Source organism: Pseudothermotoga hypogea DSM 11164 = NBRC 106472 (assembly GCF_000816145.1).
GTDB classification, from domain to species: Bacteria; Thermotogota; Thermotogae; order Thermotogales; family DSM-5069; genus Pseudothermotoga_A; species Pseudothermotoga_A hypogea.
The window spans coordinates 1,723,764-1,747,622 of the sequence record NZ_CP007141.1 but is presented as its reverse complement, the minus strand read 5'-3'; the positions used below and the strand labels follow the sequence as shown (position 1 = coordinate 1,747,622).

Below are 23,859 nucleotides of genomic sequence, written 5' to 3'. Positions count from 1 at the left end.
AGACTGTCAACTTACGGAGGTTATCACTCAAACATGAATCCAGGCAGTGATGTTCGTCTAAAGACGAAACGTGGCTATCCAAAACTTGGTGCAACACCGGACGACAGCGGTGTTAATTTTGCCATCTTCAGCAGAAATGGTAGGAGGGTGATTCTCGAGCTCTACCAAAACCATTACGATGAAAAACCTTCTCACAGGTTCGTGCTGGATCCCATCAGAAACAGAACCGGCGATATCTGGCACATCTATGTTTACGGTGTTGGTCATGGTCAGTACTACGGCTGGCGCATCGATGGCGAATACGATCCGTTGAATGGAAAAAGATTCAACGTCAACAAACTGCTCTTCGATCCTTACGCCAAGGCAATTTCTTCTTCCATCGATTGGGAAGAAGATTACATTTACGGCTACGACAGGGAGTCTGCTGAAAAGGATCTTTCTTTTTCAACACTCGACTCGGCACAGAGTCCAGCCAAGTCTATCGTCATAGACGATTCGAAATACGATTGGGAAAACGATAGAAGACCCAAAATTCCGTGGAAAGACACCATCATTTACGAAATGCACGTTCGTTTCTTCACGATCAGTCCAACATCCAAAGTGAAACATCCAGGCACTTATCGCGGGCTTACCGAGAAACTCGATCATCTCAAAGAACTTGGAGTTACGACCATTGAGTTGATGCCCGTTTTCGAGTTTTCAGTGGATTCGAACACGAACATCAATCCATATACGGGAAGACGTCTGAAAGACATGTGGGGATACAATCCACTCGGTTTCTTTGCGGTCACAGGCAACTATTCAACTGGCGTGAAGTTGGGCGAACAGGTCTTTGAGTTCAAGGATTTGGTGAAAGAACTGCATAAGCACGGATTTGAGGTCATACTCGATGTCGTTTACAACCACACGGGTGAAGGGAACGAGCTGGGTCCCACGCTCTGCTTCAGAGGCATAGACAACGAGATCTACTACATGCTCGATCCAAAGAACAAGAGACGTTATCTGAATTATTCGGGTTGTGGAAACACCCTGAATTGCAACCATCCAGTTGTCAAGGAGATGATCATAGACAGCCTGAGATACTGGGCTACCGAAATGCACGTTGATGGTTTCAGATTCGATTTGGCCGCTATCTTAGGTAGAACTCCGGACGGAAAGTGGATCGGAGATTTCTCACTTCTGAAAGACATCTCCGAAGACGCGATATTGCACGATTTGAAACTCATAGCGGAGGGTTGGGATGCGGCGGGAGGATACTTCTTGGGTCAGTTCCCGGAGGGATGGGCGGAGTGGAACGGAAAGTACAGAGACGTGGTGAGACGATTCGTGAGAGGTGACGAGGGAACCGTCGTGGAGCTGGCAACGCGCATCGCCGGTAGTGCTGATTTGTACGCCGGTAGATCGCCGCACGCGAGCATAAATTTCGTCACCTGCCACGATGGTTTCACTCTTAGAGATCTTGTGAGCTATCGCTACAAACACAACGAGGCGAACGGGGAGGGAAACAGAGACGGCGCCGATGAGAATTTCAGCTATAACTACGGAGTTGAAGGTGAAACGGACGATCCACAGATCAACAGAATCAGAAAACAACAGGTGAAGAACTTCGTCGTCATACTCATGGTTTCGCACGGCACACCTATGATTCTGATGGGTGACGAGATGTACAGAACACAGAAGGGCAACAACAACGCTTACTGCCATGACGATGAAACCACGTGGCTTGACTGGACGTTGAAGGAAAAGCATGCGGACATATTCCGATTCTTTCAGAAGATGATTGAGTTCAGAAAGTTGCACCCGGCGTTGAGAAGGGAACATTTCTTTACAGGACAAGCTACGAGTCGTGGCATTCCTGACCTCACATGGCATGGGGTGAGGCCTTTCGAGCCAGATTTTTCTTACCATTCACACTCGATCGCCTTCATGATCAGTGGCGATGTGGGAAATGGCGAGCAGGATGACGACATCTACGTTATTTTGAACCAGTGGAGAGAGCCTTTGAGATTCGTTCTTCCATATCTGCATGGAAAAAGCTGGTACAGAGTTGTTGATACGTCAAAAGAGAGTCCAGATGATTTTCTGGACGAACCGGTTCACGTGGGTTACGTCTACGTGGCGCAGCCTCACAGCTCAGTCGTGCTCATCGGCAGATGAGCCTTTCATTCATTCTTAGCCACCGAGGAACGTTTTGGTTCCACGCTTAGGCAATATTGAGATACCAGTTTATCGGTAACTTGCGACATGGTCTTGTTAGAGGGAGTATAATCAGACTATAATGGATCACACTCCAAGGGGGGGGATTGAACGTGAGGCGGCTCATCGTGCTCACCACTATCCTGGCAAGCGCCATGGCCTTAGCCTTTGCACCGATCACGTCAGATTTTGCTTTGCTGATCAACAGATTTGACCGTGTCAAGGATTTGCTACCGCAGGGTGCGTTCACCAGTGAAGTGCCAAGAGGGTTTGTGTGCTTCTTTGGAAAGCTGACACTGAACCTCGCTGTGGCCTTTGAAATTTTCGAGTCCGAAGAATTTGAAAACGTACGAAACTTCACTGAGATTTCTGTGGTTACTGACGAACCTGAATGGGTCAGGGAGAATCTTTCCGAGGTCGTTCAGAACAGTGAACTGATTGAAAACAACGGTCTGTATTATTTCGCAAGTCCGTCCACGATCGAGGATGTGAAAGCGTTGATCGAAGGAAAATTGCCGGCCCTTGAACTTGATATGACCAAAGTGATCCACGGAAGAGTTCGCACGGTGCCCTTGCTGGGAATTTTGCTCCACGTGCTCGGTTTCAGTGAAGGTGTTCCCACTGAGGATGAATTCCTAATGGACCTGAAGGACGAGATGGTGGACTTGTTAATCACATCAAAGAAAGTGTGCAAATCGGACTGGGAGCTGACACAACTGGAGAAAAAGAACGTACCGCGAGGCTTGAAAACGCTCGTGCGGGCGGACGTGCGTGTTCTGACGCCAACCTCGATCCTCAAACAAGTACCAGCAGAGCTTTTAGAAGAATTCGAATTCGATCTGGGTGGTCTTGAGGAAATCTTGCTAAAGAGCAGTTACATCTCGATCAGCATGGCACAGGAAGAAGAGAAAATTCTGATTTCGTTCAACTTACAGGAAGAAGACGTTCAGGATGCGGTGAGATCACTTGAAGTGCAGGGTTTGGAGTCGAAACTGGAGGGCGATTTCATCTTGTTCGAGTCTGACGATTTCACGCTGAAGATACCTGCCAAAGGTGGGATCGGCTTGTTGTTTTCAAATGTGAGTGATGAAGATATGAAAGACGTCGATCCCAGTGCGATCCTGAGGTTCGTGCTTTCTCTGGAGGGTTCCATCGTTGATGTTTCGCTTTTCAGGGACGCGTGTTCTGTGATAGTGAAAGCAAAGGTCCCGAGCGCCCTGCTGAAAGAATTACTTTCCGAGATCTTCTTCGAGTTCATGCCGAAACCGAGCGAATTCACAACGCTCCAGAGGATCGTCCAAGCTATAGATGACGCCCACTATTACGCGAAAAGAAATCCTCCCGAAGACCTTGAGGAGTTGGAAGCTCTCCTCGGTGAAGGCTTGCCCGAGAACGTTCTTTATTCACGCAAGGAGGAGGACGGAAGTTTCCTCGTAGAAATTGGTATCACGAGCCCTCTCGCTCCGAGTCTCAGCGAGGGAGATGTCATGAGATTGATGAATTACAGCGTGAACTGGGTCGAGATTGACAAGGAAAAACAGATCATATTCGTGTTCAAGAGCTATGAGAAGTACGAGATCCCACCTGCCTCTGAGATCATACAGAGCTTGGTTGAGGCGCTTAGAAGTTACGTTGCCGATTATGGAGAATTTCCAGAGGATTTGGGTGATGTCGTGGTGTGGTACACCTGGCTACCCTATTCGGTGATCGAACTCGTAGATTACGAAGTGGACGAGAATGCGAGAACCGTCACGATGAAGCTGAAAAGTGATGAAGAGATCAATGAAACGTTGACTGAAGAATTGTCCTTGGAGAAACTCTTTCGTGAAGACGGATGGATCGTTGTGATCTTCAAGGTAGAGTAACTCAGCGAACTCGTTCGAAGGGGCAGCGTGCTGCCCCTTTTCTCTTTTCACAACTGTGCTAATCTAAACAAATGGAGCGATTCCATGTTTCTGCCGACGACGAAAGAAGAAATGAAGAAACTCGGCTGGAATGAGCTGGACGTGATACTCGTGACGGGAGATGCCTACGTGGATCATCCCTCCTTTGGTGTTGCTCTGATTGGGCATTACCTCGTCTCAAAAGGTTACAAGGTTGGTGTCATTGGCCAACCAGATTGGCGATCTGAGAGAGACATAACGCGCCTTGGAAGACCACGTTTGTTCTTTGGAATCACTGCAGGAAACGTCGATTCGATGGTTGCCAACTACACAGCTTCGATGAAGAAGAGAAAAAACGACGACTACAGTCCTAAAGGTGAGGCGGGAAGAAGACCCGACCGTGCCACGATCGTGTACGCGAACTTGGTAAGAAGGTGTTTCCCTGACGTGCCCATCGTCCTTGGAGGCCTCGAGGCCAGTCTGAGAAGGTTCGCTCATTACGATTGGTGGCAAGACAAAATCAGAAAGTCCGTTTTGGTGGATAGCAAGGCCGACCTTCTCGTGTACGGAATGGCTGAGAAGACAGTGCTCAACATAGCAAGGATCTTAGAAAAAACTGGAGACATCGACAGGTGCAAGGAACTCAGGGGTGTGATGTACTGGAGTTCACACAAACCAAACGACGCCATAGAACTTCCAAGTTATGAAGAAATCTCTATGGATAGGAAAAAGTTCGCTGAGGCAGTCAAGATGCAGCTTTTGCTCACAGATCCCTTCAGATCTGTCAAACTGTGTCAGAAACAAGACACCAGGTACGTTGTTCAAAACCCACCGGAAATGCCTCTCGAACAAGCAGAACTCGACGAGCTTTACCTTTTACCCTTCGAGCGGAGGGTACATCCTTTCTATGAGTCGATGGGACACGTGAAGGCCATAGACACTGTCCAGTTCTCGATCACGGCGGTGAGAGGATGTTATGGTAACTGTTCTTTCTGTGCACTGACGCACCATCAAACCACGCACGTCGTCTACAGAAGTGAAGAATCGATACTGGAAGAAGTGAAGCAGTTGACAAAACATCCAGACTTCAAAGGAATCATAAGCGATGTTGGCGGACCGACCGCTAATTTATACGGTGCACGCTGTGAAAGGAGAGAAACACATGGGCAATGCGCACGTTACTGTGTCTTTCCGAGCCCCTGTGAACGGGCCGTGCCGAACCATTCATCATTTTTGAATTTACTACGCAAAATCAAGTCGATAGCGAAGGTGAGACACGTGTTCGTTTCTTCCGGCATCAGGCACGATCTGGTTCTGTCAGATCCGTCGGGTGAAGAATTCATCAAAGAGCTGGTTCTCTTCACGCCGGGCCAGTTGAAACTCGCTCCGGAACACGCGCATCCCAAGGTCTTGAAGTTCATGAGAAAGCCTCCCGCTGAACTGTTCCTCGCCTTCAAAGAAAAATTCGAGAAGCTCGCCAGACTCCAAGGCAAGGAGAGGTACGTGATAGGGTACTTCATCGTGGCGCATCCTGGAGAATCTGAAAAGGAGAACGATTATTTGAAGAAGTTCATACAAAGCAAGCTTGGCTACAAACCGCAGCAGGTTCAAATATTCACACCTGCACCTGGTACTTTGAGCACTGCGATGTACTACAGTGGAATTGACCCGCTGACGGGCGAAGAGGTCTTCGTGGAGAAATCTCTGAAAAAGAGAAACTGGATGAAAGAAAACATCGTTGGCCCCAAAGCCACCCGAAGTGAGGACTTCACCTAACGAGCGAGGTGTCTGAGAGCGCATACCTTGAGCAAAACACGAGACAGGTCCTTGCTGAAGAGCGATCTCAGTCGGCGGAGACTTCAGAACAGAGTGAGTTTGGCTCGTCTAAATGATCTCTCTAAACTTGTTCGTCATAGGCATCCGCCAATCTTTGCCGAAAGCTCTGACAGATATCTTTGTTCCTATGGGGGCTTGTCTTCTTTTGTACTCGCTCGCATGGATCATTCGTAGAACTTTTTCGACGACAGAAGCGTCATAGCCTTTTTGCACTATTTCTTGCGCGTCGAGACCTTCGTCAATGTAGAGACGCAGTATGCCATCGAGCACTTCGTAGGGTGGAAGCTTCTCCTGATCCGTTTGATTGGGTCTCAACTCGGCCGTCGGTGGTTTGACGAAAACCCGTTGCGGTATTATTTCTCTGCCTTTCCAGTCGTTGTACCAACGTGCTATTCTGTAGACATCGGTCTTGTAGACATCTTTTATGACGGCGAAGCCTCCCGCCGTGTCACCATAGAGGGTACAGTAGCCAGTGGCGAGCTCGCTCTTGTTGCCAGTGGTCAAAACCAACCAGCCAAACTTGTTCGAAAGCGCCATCAGATAGTTTCCCCTGATGCGCGCTTGAATGTTTTCTTCTGTTGTGTCGCTTGGCATGTTTGAAAACACTGATGCAAGTGCCTGTAAGTATCCTTCGTAAACTTTGTTGATGGGTATCGTGAAAGTCTCGATCCCGAGGTTTTCGGCCAGGAGAGAGGCATCCTCGATGCTTTCTCTCGATGTGTACATCGAAGGCATAAGAACGCCCTTCACGTTCTCCGCTCCGAGTGCTTCGACCGCTATTGCTGCAACCAAAGAAGAATCCATTCCACCGCTCAAGCCCAAAACGACTTTCGTGAAGCCATTCTTTCTCACGTAATCTCTGAGTCCTGTTACGAGCGCCATGAACATTTCTTGTTCTCTCGTGTGGGGGTGTGCAATCGAAGGTGTCAAGTGTTGTTTTTTCTGTTTCGGTTCATCGAACTGTAGAACTTCCACCGGCGAGTTCTCCACGTACGTGTAACGACGCCGAGGTTCAGTCAAGTTCACTCTGAGATTCTCATCGAGATCGACGTCCACTGTGAGCAGATCTTCCTCGAAGGATTTCGACCGTGCGAGCAATTGACCGTTCGCATCACAAACGAAACTCGATCCATCGAAGACGATCTCGTCCTGGCCGCCGACCATGTTGCAATAAGCTATCGCTACATGGTATTCGTAAGCCTTCATCGACACGTACGATTCTCTGAACCTCGGCTTTCCAACCCAGTATGGAGAAGCCGAGATGTTCACAACGAGTTGCGTTCCGAGTCCGCTGACCAGTGAAGTAAGAGGCTCGGCAGGACTCCAGATATCTTCGCATATGGTCACTCCCACCTTGGCAGAACCGAATTTCAGCATAAGCAATCTGTCACCGGCCCGAAAGTATCTTTTCTCGTCAAACACGCTGTAGTTGGGAAGGAAGATCTTTCTGTAAACGCCTTTAACCTGACCGTCGTACACAACTGCAGCGGCGTTGTACAGGTCCTCGTCGAAATCCATGAAACCCACGATGGATACAACCTTTTTGTTGGCTGTACTCTCCACGAACTCCTCCAATGCCTTCCGATTGGCCTTCAAGAAAGAGAGCCTGAAGGCAAGATCCTCAGGAGGATAACCCGGGATGAACAGTTCGGGTATGAGTAGCAAGTCACTCTGTAGAGCGTGAGCCTGTTCTAATGCAAGCTTTGCCTTGCGAACGTTACCCTCGAAGTCACCAAGGGTCGGATTGAGCTGAGCAATAGTGAGCCTGATTCTCTTCATGTACGATCACCAAATAAATGATATCACCACGTTTGAGAGTAGAAACGTGTTAAAATAAGTTGTGGAGGTGGGGCCAGTGAAAGTGAGATATTTGGGTCACGCAGCTGTGCTGATCATCCACGAAGATAAGAGAATCATCATCGATCCTTTCATCACGAACAATCCACAAGCACCGATCAAGCTTGAAGACATCCCGAAGATAGATTACATACTCGTGACACACGGGCATGCAGACCATTTGGGAGACACCGTGACTCTGGCAAAACGCGACGGCTCGACAGTGATAGCGAACTTTGAGCTTTGTAGCTACATCTCGAGACACGGTATCAGTACCCATCCCATGCACATAGGTGGCAAATACGTTTTTGATTTTGGTAGTGTGAAGTTGACGCCAGCGCTCCATGGTTCGAGTATCGTGGAGGAAGATCTGCCAGTGTACGCAGGAAATCCCTGTGGTTTTCTGATCGAGATCGATGGTAAAAAGATCTATCATGCCGGAGACACCGGATTGACCAAAGACATGGAGCTTTTGAGAAGAGAAAACATCGATTTGACGTTTCTCCCCATAGGAGGCAACTTCGTTATGGACCTCTGGGACGCGATAGAAGCGGTGAAAATGATCCAACCTCGCATAGTCGTACCGATGCACTACGACACGTGGCCAGTGATCAAATCCGATCCCGAAAAGTTCAAAGAAGAAGTCGAGAAACTGAACGTGGAGTGCGTCATCATGAAACCCGGGGACGAACTTGAACTGTGAGGCGATGCACGTGCGCCTCACGATTGTTTTCTTATTGTGTGTGTCGAGTGTGGTTTTGGCGATGATCTACTACACGCCCGTTGGAAAGGTATTGCCCAACGAATTGTACGAATGGGTGGGCACGAAGTCGGCCAACTTCCAGTACATGGTCCTGAGCTACGAACCTGACCTCGTCATCTTAGTGAAGGGCTGGATTTTCTCGCCCGTCTCGGTGCCTGGACAGGAGGAGTACGCCTTCAAGATCGTCATAGAATCGGACGACTTCACACACGAAATCCGCCTGAGCGGGGAGAGGAGCGGTATATACATCTACATGCCCCAGCATCTCTTTGTACTGCCATCGAACACAAGATCTTTGAATCTGAACGGTTTCGTCGTAGAGATTCCAAAAAGGTGCACCTTCTCAACCAAGCAACTGTCGCGCGGAGGCATGGAACCTGGCGTTCATGTACTCGATGAGTCGATGAGAGAAACACATGTTTTCGAAAGGGGTCAGAAGGTCTTTCTGAGGGTTGACGCGGGTCAGAAAAACACCGGCGGATACTCCGTTAAGATCGACGAAGTGAGATTTGCTGAGAGAAGAATCTATCTGAGGGCACACGTTGAATCGCCAGAGCCAGGTGCGATGGTTACACAAGCGATAACGTATCCTGCGGCCGTGATCGAGGTCCAGGAGCAATTGGAGCCAGGTCTTTACACGGTCAAATGTGTGCTAATAGATAGAAACGTGGAGCAAACATTCGAAGTTGAATTCGAGGTGCGTTGAGACGTGAGAGTACTGAACAACGAGGTATCGAAGTTTTTCGAAGATTCATTCCACGATGCCAGGTTTTCACTCAAGAAGATCGATTCAAAGAACGCTGTCGTGGCGAAACTCAAAAGAAGCGATGAAAAACCATTCGAGATCTTAAGATGCAATAGAATATCGTGCTGGTCCTTCTCGGAACGATCTCTCAAGCACGTCTTCATGGAGAACGACACACTCGTTGGTTTTGCAGGTTTGGGAGAATTTCGGATCGAAGAAGACGCTGAGCAGGTGGTTGTTTTTGCGAAGCCACTCGTTGAGACTCTCATAGTTATCGTTCGAGGTTTTGACAGACTGAACCTGCTCAAGACTTTCTACCAAGTCCTGTGGAGTGAGTGCAATCTCTGCATAAAGACGCCAAAGACTTTGCTGATGAAGGGTTCCTTTGACGAAAAGTTCGATCAGCGAAGTGCTTTTTTGCTGCTTTCTTCGGACGAAGACAACGAGGTGAGAAGGTACTTGGAGAAGGGTGTCAGAGTCGCTGTAAAGCTGGAGAGTGAGGGAGAACTTCAAAGGTTCTACAACGTAGGGGTTCGGTGTTTTCTTCTGAACGACTTCAAAGATGAGTATCGCGAGAGATACGCTGACTGTTTTTTCATCTTGCAGAAAGGTAACGTTGCTTCAGCTATCGGGAAGGTCGACGGACTGATCGTCGATATCAAAGAATTCTCGCTGGAGGAGCTCGTCCTTGCAGGCCTGGTGAATCGCTTGTTGCCTCTGTACGTGTCTGCGGAAGGTGTAGATTCGAAGCTGTTGGATGTGCTGGGTTTCGGTGCAATTGGTTGGCGGAGGTGTACAAATCCCATCTTCACAAGAATCGAACAGGAACGAGAAAGTATATATGAAATCTCTTACGTGAGTGAGTTCAACGTCCCTGGACGTGTACGAATCGACGTTTCGAAAAATTCTGTGGAACGGTTCTTCGAGCAAAGCAAGACCAGCTTGAAAAAACAAACGTTGGAGAGAGAAGATGGAAGATACTTTCATTTTTACCGGGAAGGGGCATCGTAATGCTCGAGCTCAGGTACAATCCGCTCACGGACGAATGGATCATCGTTTCTGCCGAAACGCAAAGAAGGCCGGTGCAGCCTTCGCAGCAGAGCTGTCCCATATGTGTCGGTGGTGTCGAGCTACCTGAAGAATACGATCTGGTCAGTTTCGAAAACAGATTTCCCGCGTTGAAGCGGAATCCTCCACAGGTCTCATCTGAATCGGACATCTTCCTGAAAAAACGTTCCTTCGGTATCTGTGAGGTCGTGGTTTACACTTCCAGGCACGATGTGGCTTTGCCGGGGATGCCTTTGAGACAGATAGAGAAGCTCGTGGAAATGTGGGTCGACAGAACGGTGGAACTCTTCTCTCACGACTTCGTCGAGTACGTGTTCATCTTCGAGAACAGGGGTAAAGAAGTGGGAGCGAGCCTCACACATCCCCATGGTCAGATCTATGCCTTTCCTTTCTTACCCAAGCGAATCTTCGCCAAGGTCGAAGCTTTTTCAAGATGGCGAAATCAGAAAGGCTCGTGCCCTGTGTGTGATGTCGTTGTTGAAGAAGTCAAACTCAAGAAGAGAATCGTTTTCGAGACCGATTCGTTCGTCTCGCTCGTACCTTTCTATGCTCGCTTTCCCTTCGAGGTTCACATTTATCCAAAGAGGCACGTAATGAGTTTGCCTGAGCTCACGATTCAAGAGAGATCCGAGCTGGCTAAGCATCTCAAGATCATCACTTTGAAATATGATGGGCTTTATGGCCAAGAGTTCCCCTACATGATGATGTTTTTCCAGGCGCCGATGAAGAGGTTGGACGCAGAACTGTTTCATCTGCACGTTGAGTTCAATCCACCGAAGAGGGATAAGGACAAGATCAAATGGATGGCGAGTGTGGAAACGGGCACCTGGGCATTCATAAACCCGATGGTTCCAGAACAAGCGGCGGAGATGCTCAGGAAGGTCGAGGTGAACGAGCTGTGACGATTAAGATCAAAGCTCCAGGGCGTGTGAACATCATAGGTGAGCACACGGATTACAACGACGGTTTCGTCTTGCCTTTTGCAATCGACAGGTACGTCGAAGTTGAAGCGAGTCTGTCTAATAAATTCGTCCTCACATCGAAACTCTACAACGAAACAGTAGAGGTCGAGAAGAACGAAAAACGTGGGAGCTGGACCGACTACGTCATGGGGGTTGTTTGGGCGCTCGAGCAGGCAGGCTATCGTGTGGAAGCTTTCGAGATGCAAATAGACTCAACACTGCCGACAGGCGCAGGACTGTCGAGTTCCGCAGCTTTGGAAGTTGCGACGGCCGTTGCGATCGTCAAGTTGATGGACCACAGGATTGAGCCAAAGGATCTGGTTCAAATCTGTGTGAAAGCAGAGAGAGAGTTCGTTGGTGTACGCTGTGGTGTCATGGATCAATTCACCGCGGTGTTTGCCAAGAAAGATCACGCCATCTTGCTCGATACGATGACGATGGATTATGAATACGTTCCGCTGAACTTGAACAACTACGAATTTGTGTTGATAGATTCGAATGTGAAACACGAGCTTGCTTCTTCAGAGTACAACAAAAGAAGGGCAGAGTGTGAGGCGATTCTCAAGGCACTGAACAAGCGTTCTTTCAGAGAAATCGCAGAGAAAGATCTCGCCGCACTGGAATCGACGCTGCGAAAACGTGCCAAACACGTTTTGAGCGAGAACGAGCGCGTTCTGAAGATGGTCAAGGCTCTCAAGGATAACCGTCCGTTTCTGGCGGGATGTTATCTTTACGAGTCGCACGCGAGCCTGAGGGACTTCTACGAAGTTTCGTGCGACGAGGTTGATTTCATCGTGGGCTTTTTGAAAGGCAGGGCGGGCGTCCTCGGTGCGAGGATCGTCGGTGGAGGCTTTGGAGGAAGCGTTCTGGCCTTGCTGAGAAAAGGCTACACGGAATTCAGCTTTGAAGAGCTCGATATGGAGTACAGAAAGCTCTTCGGTAAGAGCATAAAAGTCTTACATGTGAACAGCAGCGATGGGGTTCTTTTCTCTCACTTTATATCTCCTGGATCCGTGAATGCGACCTGACGCGTGTTCTTGCGTAGATTATCAGTACTATCAACGTGAGAATGAACGGTATCATGTTCGTTATTTCGGATGGTATTCTCAAAGACTGCAAGGTGAAACCTGTCGCTTCTGCGACTCCAAAGAGCAAAGCACCAAGCGCTCCCAGAATGGCAGAATTTCCTCCCAGTGCTTGTGCCGCCAGAGCGATAAACCCTCTTCCACTGGTCATGTCACGGGCGAACCAAGAAACATAACCCATTGAAAGGAACGCACCGGCGAAGCCTGCAAAGACGCCGCTGAGCAACAACGACACGTACTTCACGCGCAAGACCGAAACACCGACAGATGTGGCGGCGTCTGGATTTTCACCGACTGCTCTCATTCGCATACCCAGAGGCGTCTTTCTGATGAGATAATCCACGAGAAAGATCGAGATCAGAGCAAAGTACGTCAGAGCGTTGTGGTTGTTCAAGACCTTTCCCAAAAAGGGTATGTCCCTCAGCAACGGTATATCGAGCCTCGGAATTGGTTGACTACCCAACGAAGCAGACGTTCCCTTCTCCCCAGTGAGTGCGAAGAGCATGAACACGGTGAAGCCAGATGCAAATAAGTTCAAAGCCACACCAGCGATCACTAAGTTGACTCTAAGTTTCAAATGCGAGAATGCCAGAAGTAGAGACATCGCTATGGCGCTCGCAATTCCAGCAAGAAGTCCGATCCAGGGGTTCTTCGCAAAGGCGCCGACTACATTACCCCAGAATGCGGCCATGAGCATCATGCCCTCGATGCCTATGTTTATCGAACCTGCGATGGAGCTGACTAACGCCGCCATGACAGCGAACAAAAGAGGAGTTGAGACTCTGAGCACGCTGTACCAGAAGGCGGGATCTATGAAATTCTGAAAGAAATTACTCACCTTTCATCGCCTCTCTCTCGACGATTCTCTTCTTGAACCTTTCCAGCAAGGCCTCTGCCGTCACGAGCAGAATCATAACACTCTGTATGACAATCACGACCTCCGGTGCCAGACCCGTCATCCTGCTCATGATGTTGGCTCCGACCCTCAAGTACGCTATGAAGAGCGCGCTCGGTATGACCAAGAAGGGATTGTTCCTTGCCAAGATCGCCACGATGATTCCATCGAAACCGAATCCGGGCAGAGATTGCCAGACGAACCTTCGATACATCGCCGTCAGTTCGATTCCGCCAGCCAATCCAGCGAGAGCCCCAGAGAGCAACTGCACCCAGAACGTCGTCAGAACGACGTTGATGCCCGTGTAGAAACCGAACTTTTTGTTGGCACCGACCACGCGTATTTCATACCCGTACTTCGTGAAGTAGAGAAGAAATCCGATCAAGATCGCTATAGAAACGGCAATGAAGAATCCGCTGTTCAGTCTGTAGCGTGTGAGTGTCGCAAGCCAGGCTGTCTGAGGAAAGCGATAGGAAACGAGTGCGCCCGCTGCCTTGTCCCTGAAGTAGTTGTTCACCAGGAAAAGAACCAAAAGGTAAGCGATGTAGTTCATCATCAAGGACGACACCAGTTCACTCGCTTTCCATTTCGCCTTCAAGATCGCCGGTACGAAGGCCCAGATGGCTCCGAACAGTGCTGCCGTGAGCAGGGTAACTATCAAATGAAGCACAGACAGTTGTGGAAACTCCAGAGCTGCCAGCATGGCACCGAAGCCACCAAAGAACAGACAGCCTTCAGCTCCAATGTTGAACACTCTGGCCTGAAAAACCAGTGAAAGTGCCAAACCTGTCATTATCAGTGGGACTGAGGTGTTCAGGAATTCTACGAACCTTCTCTGAGTTGACAATGGCCCGTACAAGAACCACTTGAACGCCTCACCAACATCCTCGGTACTGAAGAGCAGGAAGATGTAGCCTATGAGCAGTGCGATGAGGATCGTCAGTGCCATCCTCACTAACTCCAGCAGTGCGAGCGATCTCTTCATAGAGTCAACAACTCCTTGAGTTCCTCCTGACTTTGACGTTTTGTACCAAGCATATAGAAACCAAGGTCGGTCTCGGTGAGGTTTTCATTCTGAAGGTGCGCCACGATCTCACCTTTGTACAGAACCAAGATCCTGTCTGCTATTTGCAAAACTTCTTGCAGATCTGTCGAAATGAGAAGCACACCTTTGCCCTCGTCCCTCATTTGCAATAACTTCTTACGAATGAACTCGCTCGACGCAACATCGATGCCGTGCGTTGGTTGGTTCGCGATCACGATCTTCGGTTCGTTCGTCAACTCCCTCGCTACGACGACTTTCTGCATGTTACCACCAGAGAGCATTCTCACCAAAGTTGTGGGAGATTTCACCCTTACGGAAAATTCCCTGATCAACCTCCTGGCGAACTCGATAACGGGTCTTTTTCTGTAGACGATCCGCCCACTGAAAGGCCGTTGATCGTATCTATCGGATATCATATTCTCGGCCACGCTCATATCTAAGGCACTTCCCACTTCAATTCTGTCATCGGGGATGTGTGAAATTCCAAGCTGTCTCAGCTCCCAAGGTTTGGCACCCAAAACGTTTTTGCCGTCAACCAGCATTTCTCCGGACGCCTTTTCACGAAGCCCTGTGAGAATCTCAACCAGCTCTTTTTGCCCATTTCCCTCTAACCCAGCGATTGCCAAGATCTCACCGGACCTCAGATAGAATGACAAGTTCTTCAAGATGTGCGCCCCATCTTCCCTGAAGTAGTTCAGGTTTTTCACGACGAGCAATGGTTTACCAGGGATCGCTTTCACTCTGCTTATGTCGTACTCGAACTTTCTTCCGATCATCAGTTCCACGATCTGTGACTCACTGAGCTCTTCGTTCCTGTAAGTACCAACGACACGTCCCTCTCGCATGATCGTTATTCTGTCGGCGATCTGTTTGACTTCGTTCAGTTTGTGCGTGATGAAGATGATCGTGATGCCCTGTTGTGACAAGTTCTTCAACACCACGAACAACTCGTTCACTTCCTGAGGTGTCAAAACCGAAGAGGGCTCATCCAATATGAGCACCTTGGCACCACGTATGAGAGCTTTCATGATCTCAACTCTCTGCTTGACACCGACCGGCAGATCCATGACTTTCTCCCAAATGGGAAGTTCGAAATTCATTTTTTTCGCATACTCGCTTATGATCTGTTCCATGCGTTTGAAGTCGAGTGAGAACAGATTCTTCTTCGGTTCGATCCCGAGCATGATGTTCTCTGCCACAGTAAAAGAAGGAACGAGCATGAAATGCTGATGAACCATACCTACACCCATTGCGATGGCATCGTGAGGCGAATTCAGTTGCACGGGCTCCTCGAAGATTCTTATTTCACCGCTCGTTGGTTTCTCCATTCCGAAGAGGATCTTCATCAGTGTCGTCTTGCCGGCACCGTTTTCACCAACGACGGCGTGGATCTCACCGACAGTCGCAGAAAAATTCACGTTCCTGTTCGCGACAACACCGTTTGGATAAACCTTTGTCACGTTGATCGCTTCTATCGCCTTCATATCGACGCCTCCAGAAAGTGGGAGCCGCGAAGGCTCCCACCCTCATCACGGACGGACGCTCGCTCTGAGTTTGTTGAGCTCGTCGGTTGACATTCCGTAAGCAGTGCTGACTTTGATTTCTCCTCTGAGGATCTTTTGTTCGATCTCTTTTATCTTCGCTCGTATCTGTTCGGGCACAAGCTCTCTGTAGTATTTGTTGTCCGCCACACCGACGCCACCTTCGGCGATACCCAACGCTTCAGCCTGGCCGTACTTCAGCTTTCCTTCAAGGTGCAGTTTCAAACCACGGAAGATCGAGAGATCCACGTTCTTCATCATGGAGGTGACTATTCTCTTGGCGATTTCGATGTCTATATCCTCATAGATCAACGCCTGGTCGGAATCAACACCTATTGCCCATCTGTCAGCTTCCTTCGCGGCTTCGAGCAAACCGACGCCCGTGTTGCCCGCCACGTTGAAGATGATGTCTGCACCTTGTCTGTACATCGCAAGACTCAGCTCTTTACCCTTCGCAGGATCGTTGAAGCTTCCCACGTAGGAAATCAAGACCTTGATGTTCGGGTTGACGTACTTCGCACCTTCGATGTAACCAACCAAGAAGTCGTTGATCACGGGTATGTCCATTCCACCAAGGAAGCCTATGATTGGCTCTGGGTTGGTCTTCGGCATGCCGGAAGTTGTTATCAACGCTGCCAACGCACCAACGAGGAAGGAACCTTCGTTCTGCTTGTAGAGTATCGAGTAAACGTTGTCCAGACCAGGTTTGCTGTAGTCAACGGAGGTATCGAAAATGAAGTACTTCTTCTCTGGATACATTGGTGCAATCTCTTCGAGGATCTCCTGCATCTGCCAGGTTCCCACGATGATGATGTCGTAGTCTTGGTCTGAGAGGTCTTCCAGGTATGGTCTCCACCTTTCCTGCTGGTAACCTGCTTCGATGATTTTGGCCTGGATTCCCAGTTCTTTGATCGCCATCTGGATACCTCTACCCGCAGAGTCGAAGAAAGACTTGTCACCGAGTGTTCCGTTCAGCAAGAGTGCAACCTTGAGCGTTTTTGCGAAACTGAGCACGAAGAGCGTTGCCAACAGTATCACCAAGAACTTCCTCATGAACCAACACCTCCTTCTATGAGAATCTCAATGGCTTTCACGGCTATCTGGATCGACTTTTCCAAGCCTTCCTCAAATTTTGGACCGGCCTGGATGTATCCATCCTCTGAGAGTTCTTCCCTCACAGTGAGCACTGCTCCCGTCTTCAAACCTTTGATTCCCCCGACCACATAGAGCGCTCCGATCTCCATCTCTACGGCCAAGACACCTGCTTTAACGAGTAGCTTCTCCATATGCGAATGTCTCTCAGGGTCAAAATTTCTGCCATAGTAAGAGTCTGTGGAGGCGACGATGCCAACGTGGTAACGGTTCTTCACAAGCTCAGCAGCACGTACCAAGGCACTGACAACACGAAAATCAGCGATTGCGGGATACTCAGGCATGATGTACTGCGATGTTGTTCCATCCAGACGAACGGCTCCCGTCACGATGATGCTGTCACCGAGTTTGAGCTCTTTCTGGAACGCACCCGTCGTTCCCACTCTGATGACCACCTTGGCGTTGGTCGTTGCGAGTTCCTCGATTCCTATCGCCATAGCGGGTGCACCCATACCCGTGGACATCACGCTGACCTTCTTGCCCTTGACATAACCTGTGTAGGTCAGATACTCTCTGTTGTCGCCAACTTTCTTCGCATCCGAGAAGTACTTCGCGACACGTTCAACCCTTCCCCTGTCACCGACAACGATAACGAATTCACCCACATCTTCCGGATTCACCCTTATGTGATACCTTGGATCCACCAAAGCCATCTACCTCCTTGAAAGTGAACCGAATTTCTCGAACAATATATCGAAGAACTTCTCCCTGTTGACCTTCAAAAGCACTTTTGCGTTCGGTGTGTTACCCGTGGTTCGCCAGACATCGACGACTGTTTGTCCGTAGGTGAGCTCACCCTTCGTTTCCACATCAACGAAATAGTCTTGCGACTCGAAGATCTCAGGATGTAGCAAATACATCACGGTGCAGGGATCGTGTAGGATCGCACCATCGATATTGAAAACGTTCTTGTAAGTGGATTTGAAGAACATCAAAAGATCGGCCATGATCTGGAACCTTTCACCCATGCTTCTGAGTTTCTCAGCTTCTCTCTCAGTCGCCACAACTTGGTGTGTGAGATCGAGCGGTGCCATGACTATGGGTATACCCGATTTGAAAACGATCTTTGCAGCCTCAGCATCGGCGAATATGTTGAATTCTGCAACGGGTGTCACGTTTCCAAACGCGATCCCACCACCCATCAAGACTATCGTGGAAATTCTTTTCACGAGCTTAGGGTATTTCAGTATGAACAGAGCAATGTTCGTCAGTGGACCTGTGGGGACCAAGATGAGATCGTAGTATTTCTGTGCCATCTGGGCGATGAAATCTACGGCGTGGATTTTTTCTATACTCCGCTTTGGTGGAGGCATGGTTGCGCCATCAAGGCCAGACTGACCGTGTATCTGAGGCGCCACGACGATGTTTCTCAGCAACGGTTTGGCACAGCCGGGAAAGACCGGTACGTCCAGATCAAAGAGATCCAAAATCTTTCTCGCGTTGATAGTGGTGTTCTCGAGATAGGAATTACCAACGACCGTGGTCACACCGAGCAGTTCTATCTCCCGCGAGGCTGCCGCGAGCAATATCGCGAACGCATCGTCATGACCAGGGTCGCAGTCGAGTACTATTCGCAAAGCTTCCACCTCCGCTTTCTGAAAAAATACTATCATAATGCTACCATAATAATGTGTACAAGACAACGGATAACTCTGTGGAGGGGTGAGCATGAAGTTCTCTGAGATGCCTTACGAAAGGCCAAACTTAGACAAGATGAAGGTCGAATTCGAAAAGGCTATAGCGAATCTGAGGGACGCGCAGAAGCCCTCACAAGCTGTTGAAGCTGTGAAAACTGTCAACAGGTTGAGAAACAATTTCCATTCGGCGCTTAGCTTAGCGTTCATTCGCTACTGCATGAACACCCGAGACGAGTTCTACGCGAAGGAGAAAGACTTCTACGATGAAGCCCTGCCCCATGTAGAGGCACTACTGTTCAATTTCTACAAGACTTTGCTGGAATCACGGTTCAAGGAGGAACTCGAGAAAATTTTCAAAAGTCAGCTCTTCAACGTTGCCGAGATGACTGTCAAGACGTTCAGGCCGACAATCATCGAAGATCTGGAAAGAGAAAACAAATTGAGCACGAGTTACGCCAACCTTGTCTCCTCGGCACAGGTCGAGTTCGATGGACGAAAACTCACCCTCTCACAGCTGAGAGCCTACGAGCTCTCACCAGACAGGGACACCAGAAGGCGCGCTTGCGAAGCAAGGTATGAGTTTTTCGCGAGGAACCAAGACCAGCTGGACGAGATCTACGATCACTTAGTCAAGATCAGGCACGAAATGGCAAGAAAACTTGGCTTTGAATCGTTCGTACCGCTCGCATATCTGAGACTGAAAAGGTCAGACTACACGGTTGAAGACGTGGCGAAGCTCAGAAATGGCGTTCAGATGAAAATCGTGCCACTGCTCCAAAAACTCAGGGAAAAACAAAGAGAGATGCTGAAGATAGAAAAACTCAAGTATTACGACATGCCTATACTTTTGAAAGAAGGCGATCCGCGGCCGGCGGGTACGCGAACGGAACTTGTCGAGGCAGCGAAAATGATGTACGAGCAGATGTCAGATGCAACGGGGGAGTTTTTCAACTTCATGCTGACAAACGAACTGATGGATCTGGACAGTAGGGAGGGCAAATATCCTGGGGGATTCTGCGACTTCATACCCGATTACAAATCTCCGTTTATATTTGCGAACTTCAATGGGACTTCTCACGATGTAGAGGTGTTGACCCACGAGGCGGGTCACGCCTTCCAAGTATACAGGAGTCGGAACTTCGAGGTCCCCGAGTACTATTGGCCCACCACTGAGGCCTGCGAGGTCCATTCCATGGGCATGGAGTTCCTCGCCTGGCCCTGGATGGAGCTCTTCTACAAAGATCGCGCGGAGCAAGCGAAACTCGTGCACGCATGGAAAGCTCTGAACTTTGTTGCGTACGGTGTCTGTGTCGACGAGTTTCAGCACGTGGTTTACCAGAATCCAAACCTAACACCAGAGGAAAGGAGAAAACTGTGGAGACAGATCGAGGCCAAATACATGCCAGAGATTGACTACGATGGAAACCGTTACTTAGAAAATGGGGGCTTGTGGCAACAACAGATGCACATCTATGAAAGTCCCTTCTACTACATAGACTATGTGATCGCCCAGTTCTGTGCCTTTCAGTTGCTCAAACGCAGCTTTGAAGACAGAGTTTCCACGCTCCGAGACTATACAAAACTCTGCGATCTCGGTGGTAGTCTGTCTTTCCAACAGTTGTTGAAAGTCGCAAACATCGACTCGCCGTTCAGCGAAACCGTGGTCGAATCTCTGGGTAAATGGCTCTACGAAATGATCGATTCACAGATCAACAGATTGAAGAGTTCCTCGTAGGAACTCACCCTACGCCCATCGAAGTCGGAGTGAACCGAGTCAAGATCCAGAAGAACGAAGTCCGTTCCAGCGTTCCTGGCTGCAAGATAGTCGACCACGGGATCGTCGCCAACGTAAACTGACCGCGTCAGAGGAACATTGCTCTTGCTTGCGGCAAGCAGGAACATCGCCGGGTCTGGTTTCGGTTTTCCGGCAAGTTCCGATGTTATCATGAACTCGAAAAAACGTTCGAGTCCCAAGAGTTTCACCCTTCTTTCCTGCACTGACTGAACACCATTCGTGAGTGCGGCCATCCTGACGTTCAGAGCTTTCATCTTCATCAAGAACTCCTCAGCCCCAGGCAAAAAGTAGGCGCAGTTGGACAACTTTTCCAAGTATCGCCGTGAGACATCGAGTGGAGAAATTTCAGGATGTCCCAACCAAGACAAGAATTCCTCGAACCTTGCGACCACGATTCTCTCTTTCGAAGCCTTCCCCTCTGAGAAAAATCGCCACCACTTCTTGTTGATTTCAACGTAGGTCTGTATCTGATCGTTGCTCAAAGGGATGCCGAACTCTTCGAGAACAGCCCCTATGGATTCTCTCTCCGCCTTGGCGAAATCCAACAATGTGCCGTCGAGGTCGAAATAAACCATTTCATACTTCATCTATCGAATCCCTCGATCCTTCTTTCCTTCAAGAAGTTCAGAACTTCTTCGAATGTTGGTATTGAACTCTGAGCACCAAATCTCGTCACACTTATGGCTGCCGCAGCTGCTGCGAACATCAAGGATTTCTGCACGTCCTTACTTCTTTCAAACCAAACAGCGAACGCCGCGTTGAACACGTCACCCGCTGCGGTGCTGTCGACAGCGTTAACCTTGAAAGCATCTACTCTGAATGTTCCGAGTTTTCCTGTGAAATAACAACCCTTGTCACCCATCTTGAGCAGCACGTTTGCACAACCTCTTTTGAGTAACTCCTGCGCAGCGGATTCGCCGAATTTGCCTGTGAGTTGGTGTGCCTCGGACTCGTTCGGTGTGATTATGTCCACGTAGCTGTAGATCTCATCCTGAACACCCGTAGCAGGCGCCGGATCGAAGATCACGAGCTTTCCTTTCTCTTTGAACCGCCTTGCGACTTCCAAGTTCACCTCGAACGGTATTTCGTTTTGAAGCAGGAGAATGTCGGCTTTCAGAAGCTCGTTCAGATGTTTTTGAACGAGTTTCACATTCATCGCTGCGTTGGCACCTGGGAATATGATGATTCTGTTTTGACCATCGCGTGTCACCTCAATCATTGCAAAGCCGTTTGGAAGTTCCACATGTACCAGGCCATCCCTGAGCCCTGCTCGCGTCAGCGTTTCGAACGAGAATTCACCGTTTCCATCGTTGCCAACACACGTGAGAAAATAAACCTCGGCGGTGAGCTTCTTACAAGCTACAGCCTGGTTTGCCCCTTTACCACCCGGAAAACGTTCGTACGAAAGACACCTCTGGGTTTCCCCAGGTTGTGTGAAATGATCCACCGTGAGAACGAGATCGACGTTGTTGCTCCCAACGACTGCGATCATGCAATTCCCCCTTCACAAACTCTTTCCCGTCTTTCTGTAGTTTAATTGTATCGGATATGGTGCGCGAAGTGTTGGTCCAGAAACTGGTAACAAAAACGAAAATTCCCATAGCCAGATACGTTGTCAACCCCTACATCGGTTGTGGACACGGTTGCAGGTACTGTTATGCGCAGTTCATAGGTCCTTTCAAGAACACGGCCGGTGTTTGGGGAAGGGATGTCTTCGTCAAAACGAATGCGCCTGAAATATTCGAGCGTGAATTGTACAAGCTGAAGGGGAGCATACTGTTTTCGAGCATTTGCGATCCGTATCAGCCGATTGAGAAGAAGTATCAGCTGACGAGGACACTGCTGAAAATCGCTCTGGGCCGATTCAGAAGTGTGCATATTCTCACAAAGTCGAGCCTGATTCTGAGAGATCTTGACATACTTCAAAACAAAGACGTGAGTGTCACCATAACCATCACTACGGATGACGAGCTGGTGAGAAGAATTTTGGAACCAAACGCTGCACCCATAGACGAACGCATCGAAACAATAAGAAAGCTTCGAGAATCCAACGTTGATGTATCTGCCTTTGTCGGACCCGTGCTGCCCATGAACCCAGAAAGACTGGCAAGACTGTTATCGAAGCACGTTGGAAGGATCTTTGTGGACAGGTTAAACTATCCGTGGCTCGTCGAAGACATCTACCGTAAAAACGGCTGGACAGAGTGGTTGAGAGACGAAAAGTTCCACGAGGTTGTGGCCGTTTTCAAAAAGTTCCTCGACGTCGATTGATCACAGGTTCGTGAGAACGGTCTCTATCAGGTACTCCATGGCGCCCGTTAACATGGCGTCAGGATCCTTCTTGGACTTTCTGACTTCGACATCGAAGCCATAGAAGTGCTGTTTAACTTCAGCCTCCACTTTCGAGAGTAATCTCTCGTTGATATCGAAGGCTGTCCCACCCACAACAAAATTGACTACGTCTGGACGGGACAAAAGTCGGCTGTGGAAGTGCTGGAGTACGTGACCGAGGAAGTCAACAAGATGATAAAGAAATTTGGAACTTGGTGAGCTTGGCGCGGCGCTCAGCGCCGCGCTTTTAAAGGAGATGATGCTGTGATTCCACGCGTTTTCGATGTGCACGTGCACTTCGTTGAGGACGAGAGGCTTTACTCTGACAGAGTGGAACAGTTACTACGCTACGCTGAGGAATTCAACGTACGAAAGATCGCACTCATTGGCAATCTCGGGGCTAACCACTTGGTTGAAAAGGCGTTCAGGGAATATCCCGACGTGTTTGTGGGTTTGGCCAGAGTCGATCTCGATGCCGATGAACCTGAAGTGGTTGACGAGTACAATAAGAGAGGCTTCGCTGGTCTGAAGGTGATATTGACACGGAAAGACTACGACGATCCTTCGTACTTTCCTTTCTACGAAAGAGCAGAGGAAAACAACATGGTTGTTCTGTTTCACACGGGTGTGATAGGTGGACCCGTGGATTATTTACTGAACGAATCGAGCGCATTTCCTGGCAGAGAAGATGCCTCCTCGAAGATGTTGAGAGGTAAGTCATCTGCGAGAATGAGATCGTTGTTCCTCGACACCATCGCTAACACCTTCCCAAAGTTGAAGATCATAGGAGCTCATCTCGGTTGGCCGGAGTACCTTGTGTCTTGCGCAGTTGCACGATGGCGCCGAAATGTGTACTTCGACATCTCCGGTGGTGAGGTGGTCAGAAGGCACATCATTGAAGGGAAGTACATAAAGAGGGAAATCTCAGTGAAAAAAGTGCTCTTTGGAACTGATAGCAGCGTTGAAAAAATGCCGAGAGAAATCATATGCTGGTACGATGCGCTGAGGGGAATGGGTCTGACACACGAGGAGATAGACTCGATCATGTACGGCAACGCTGCAAATGTCTTTGGTTTGGAGGAATGAAAA

The 23,859-nt window shown here is 49.1% G+C and carries 21 protein-coding genes; 11 read left to right on the top strand and 10 right to left on the bottom strand.

Annotation, left to right across the window (positions count from 1 at the left end; genetic code table 11):
• Positions 1-33: 33 nt before the first annotated feature.
• The 3 genes from glgX to AJ81_RS08560 all read left to right on the top strand — a co-directional run bounded on the left by glgX (position 34) and on the right by AJ81_RS08560 (position 5,855).
• Entirely contained in the window at positions 34-2,157 is a 2,124-nt protein-coding gene (gene glgX / locus AJ81_RS08570; protein WP_031505150.1) for a glycogen debranching protein GlgX, read from the top strand.
• A gap of 152 nt (positions 2,158-2,309) precedes the next feature.
• On the top strand, positions 2,310-4,061 hold the full coding sequence (locus tag AJ81_RS08565; protein WP_031505149.1) for a hypothetical protein: 1,752 nt from the start codon (positions 2,310-2,312) through the stop codon (positions 4,059-4,061).
• A gap of 84 nt (positions 4,062-4,145) precedes the next feature.
• Complete coding sequence (locus tag AJ81_RS08560; protein ID WP_031505148.1) at positions 4,146-5,855, top strand: YgiQ family radical SAM protein; 1,710 nt, start codon at positions 4,146-4,148, stop codon at positions 5,853-5,855.
• 108 nt (positions 5,856-5,963) lie between these two features.
• Here the strand turns inward: AJ81_RS08560 and AJ81_RS08555 are convergent, their stop codons facing one another.
• On the bottom strand, positions 5,964-7,694 hold the full coding sequence (locus tag AJ81_RS08555) for an NAD+ synthase (RefSeq protein ID WP_031505147.1): 1,731 nt from the start codon (positions 7,692-7,694) through the stop codon (positions 5,964-5,966).
• 76 nt (positions 7,695-7,770) lie between these two features.
• Between AJ81_RS08555 and AJ81_RS08550 the strand changes: the two genes are divergently transcribed.
• The 5 genes from AJ81_RS08550 to AJ81_RS08530 all read left to right on the top strand — a co-directional run bounded on the left by AJ81_RS08550 (position 7,771) and on the right by AJ81_RS08530 (position 12,317).
• Positions 7,771-8,454 (top strand): metal-dependent hydrolase, encoded by a 684-nt coding sequence (locus AJ81_RS08550; RefSeq protein ID WP_031505146.1) that lies wholly within the window; start codon positions 7,771-7,773, stop codon positions 8,452-8,454.
• A gap of 61 nt (positions 8,455-8,515) precedes the next feature.
• On the top strand, positions 8,516-9,220 hold the full coding sequence (locus AJ81_RS08545) for a protease complex subunit PrcB family protein (protein WP_157724367.1): 705 nt from the start codon (positions 8,516-8,518) through the stop codon (positions 9,218-9,220).
• 3 nt (positions 9,221-9,223) lie between these two features.
• A complete protein-coding gene (locus AJ81_RS08540) occupies positions 9,224-10,270 on the top strand; it encodes a hypothetical protein (RefSeq protein WP_031505144.1) in 1,047 nt (348 codons plus the stop codon).
• Positions 10,270-11,229 carry a galactose-1-phosphate uridylyltransferase gene (galT, locus tag AJ81_RS08535; protein WP_031505143.1) on the top strand — a complete coding sequence of 320 codons (960 nt, stop codon included), beginning with the start codon at positions 10,270-10,272 and terminating at the stop codon, positions 11,227-11,229. Before AJ81_RS08540 ends, galT begins: the two co-directional genes overlap by 1 nt.
• Positions 11,230-11,231: 2 nt before the next feature.
• Positions 11,232-12,317, top strand: a complete 1,086-nt coding sequence (locus tag AJ81_RS08530) for a galactokinase (protein WP_051368978.1) — start codon at positions 11,232-11,234, stop codon at positions 12,315-12,317.
• Here the strand turns inward: AJ81_RS08530 and AJ81_RS08525 are convergent.
• From AJ81_RS08525 to AJ81_RS08500, 6 genes are read right to left on the bottom strand one after another with little or no spacing between them, the layout of a single operon-like run.
• A complete protein-coding gene (locus AJ81_RS08525) occupies positions 12,286-13,212 on the bottom strand; it encodes an ABC transporter permease (protein WP_031505141.1) in 927 nt (308 codons plus the stop codon). The genes AJ81_RS08530 and AJ81_RS08525 overlap by 32 nt on opposite strands.
• Positions 13,205-14,254 carry an ABC transporter permease gene (locus AJ81_RS08520; protein ID WP_031505140.1) on the bottom strand — a complete coding sequence of 350 codons (1,050 nt, stop codon included), beginning with the start codon at positions 14,252-14,254 and terminating at the stop codon, positions 13,205-13,207. Before AJ81_RS08520 ends, AJ81_RS08525 begins: the two co-directional genes overlap by 8 nt.
• Complete coding sequence (locus tag AJ81_RS08515) at positions 14,251-15,798, bottom strand: ABC transporter ATP-binding protein (RefSeq protein WP_031505139.1); 1,548 nt, start codon at positions 15,796-15,798, stop codon at positions 14,251-14,253. The genes AJ81_RS08520 and AJ81_RS08515 overlap by 4 nt, the downstream gene beginning before the upstream one ends.
• Positions 15,799-15,843: 45 nt before the next feature.
• Complete coding sequence (locus AJ81_RS08510; protein ID WP_031505138.1) at positions 15,844-16,908, bottom strand: BMP family lipoprotein; 1,065 nt, start codon at positions 16,906-16,908, stop codon at positions 15,844-15,846.
• Entirely contained in the window at positions 16,905-17,660 is a 756-nt protein-coding gene (locus AJ81_RS08505) for a nucleoside phosphorylase (RefSeq protein WP_031505137.1), read from the bottom strand. Before AJ81_RS08505 ends, AJ81_RS08510 begins: the two co-directional genes overlap by 4 nt.
• Positions 17,661-18,584 carry a nucleoside hydrolase gene (locus AJ81_RS08500; protein WP_038059851.1) on the bottom strand — a complete coding sequence of 308 codons (924 nt, stop codon included), beginning with the start codon at positions 18,582-18,584 and terminating at the stop codon, positions 17,661-17,663.
• 91 nt (positions 18,585-18,675) lie between these two features.
• On the opposite strand from AJ81_RS08500, the gene AJ81_RS08495 reads away from it, so the two are divergent.
• The gene (locus AJ81_RS08495; protein ID WP_031505135.1) at positions 18,676-20,379 is read left to right on the top strand and encodes a M3 family oligoendopeptidase; all 1,704 of its coding nucleotides are present in this window, start codon (positions 18,676-18,678) and stop codon (positions 20,377-20,379) included.
• Here AJ81_RS08495 and AJ81_RS08490 read toward each other — a convergent pair.
• Both AJ81_RS08490 and rbsK read right to left on the bottom strand, forming a co-directional pair.
• Entirely contained in the window at positions 20,331-21,026 is a 696-nt protein-coding gene (locus AJ81_RS08490) for a YjjG family noncanonical pyrimidine nucleotidase (protein ID WP_031505134.1), read from the bottom strand. The two genes, AJ81_RS08495 and AJ81_RS08490, sit on opposite strands and share 49 nt — an antisense overlap.
• The gene (rbsK, locus tag AJ81_RS08485; protein ID WP_031505133.1) at positions 21,023-21,931 is read right to left on the bottom strand and encodes a ribokinase; all 909 of its coding nucleotides are present in this window, start codon (positions 21,929-21,931) and stop codon (positions 21,023-21,025) included. The genes AJ81_RS08490 and rbsK overlap by 4 nt, the downstream gene beginning before the upstream one ends.
• Positions 21,932-21,999: 68 nt before the next feature.
• Here rbsK and AJ81_RS08480 point away from each other — a divergent pair, with 68 nt between their 5' ends.
• Positions 22,000-22,710: an SPL family radical SAM protein gene (locus tag AJ81_RS08480; protein ID WP_248691116.1), complete on the top strand. Its 711-nt coding sequence runs from the start codon at positions 22,000-22,002 to the stop codon at positions 22,708-22,710.
• On the opposite strand, the gene AJ81_RS10970 is transcribed toward AJ81_RS08480, so the two are convergent.
• On the bottom strand, positions 22,711-23,061 hold the full coding sequence (locus AJ81_RS10970) for a hypothetical protein (protein WP_041425786.1): 351 nt from the start codon (positions 23,059-23,061) through the stop codon (positions 22,711-22,713).
• On the opposite strand from AJ81_RS10970, the gene AJ81_RS08475 reads away from it, so the two are divergent.
• On the top strand, positions 23,035-23,856 hold the full coding sequence (locus tag AJ81_RS08475; RefSeq protein ID WP_031505131.1) for an amidohydrolase family protein: 822 nt from the start codon (positions 23,035-23,037) through the stop codon (positions 23,854-23,856). The genes AJ81_RS10970 and AJ81_RS08475 overlap by 27 nt on opposite strands.
• Positions 23,857-23,859 lie beyond the last annotated feature (3 nt).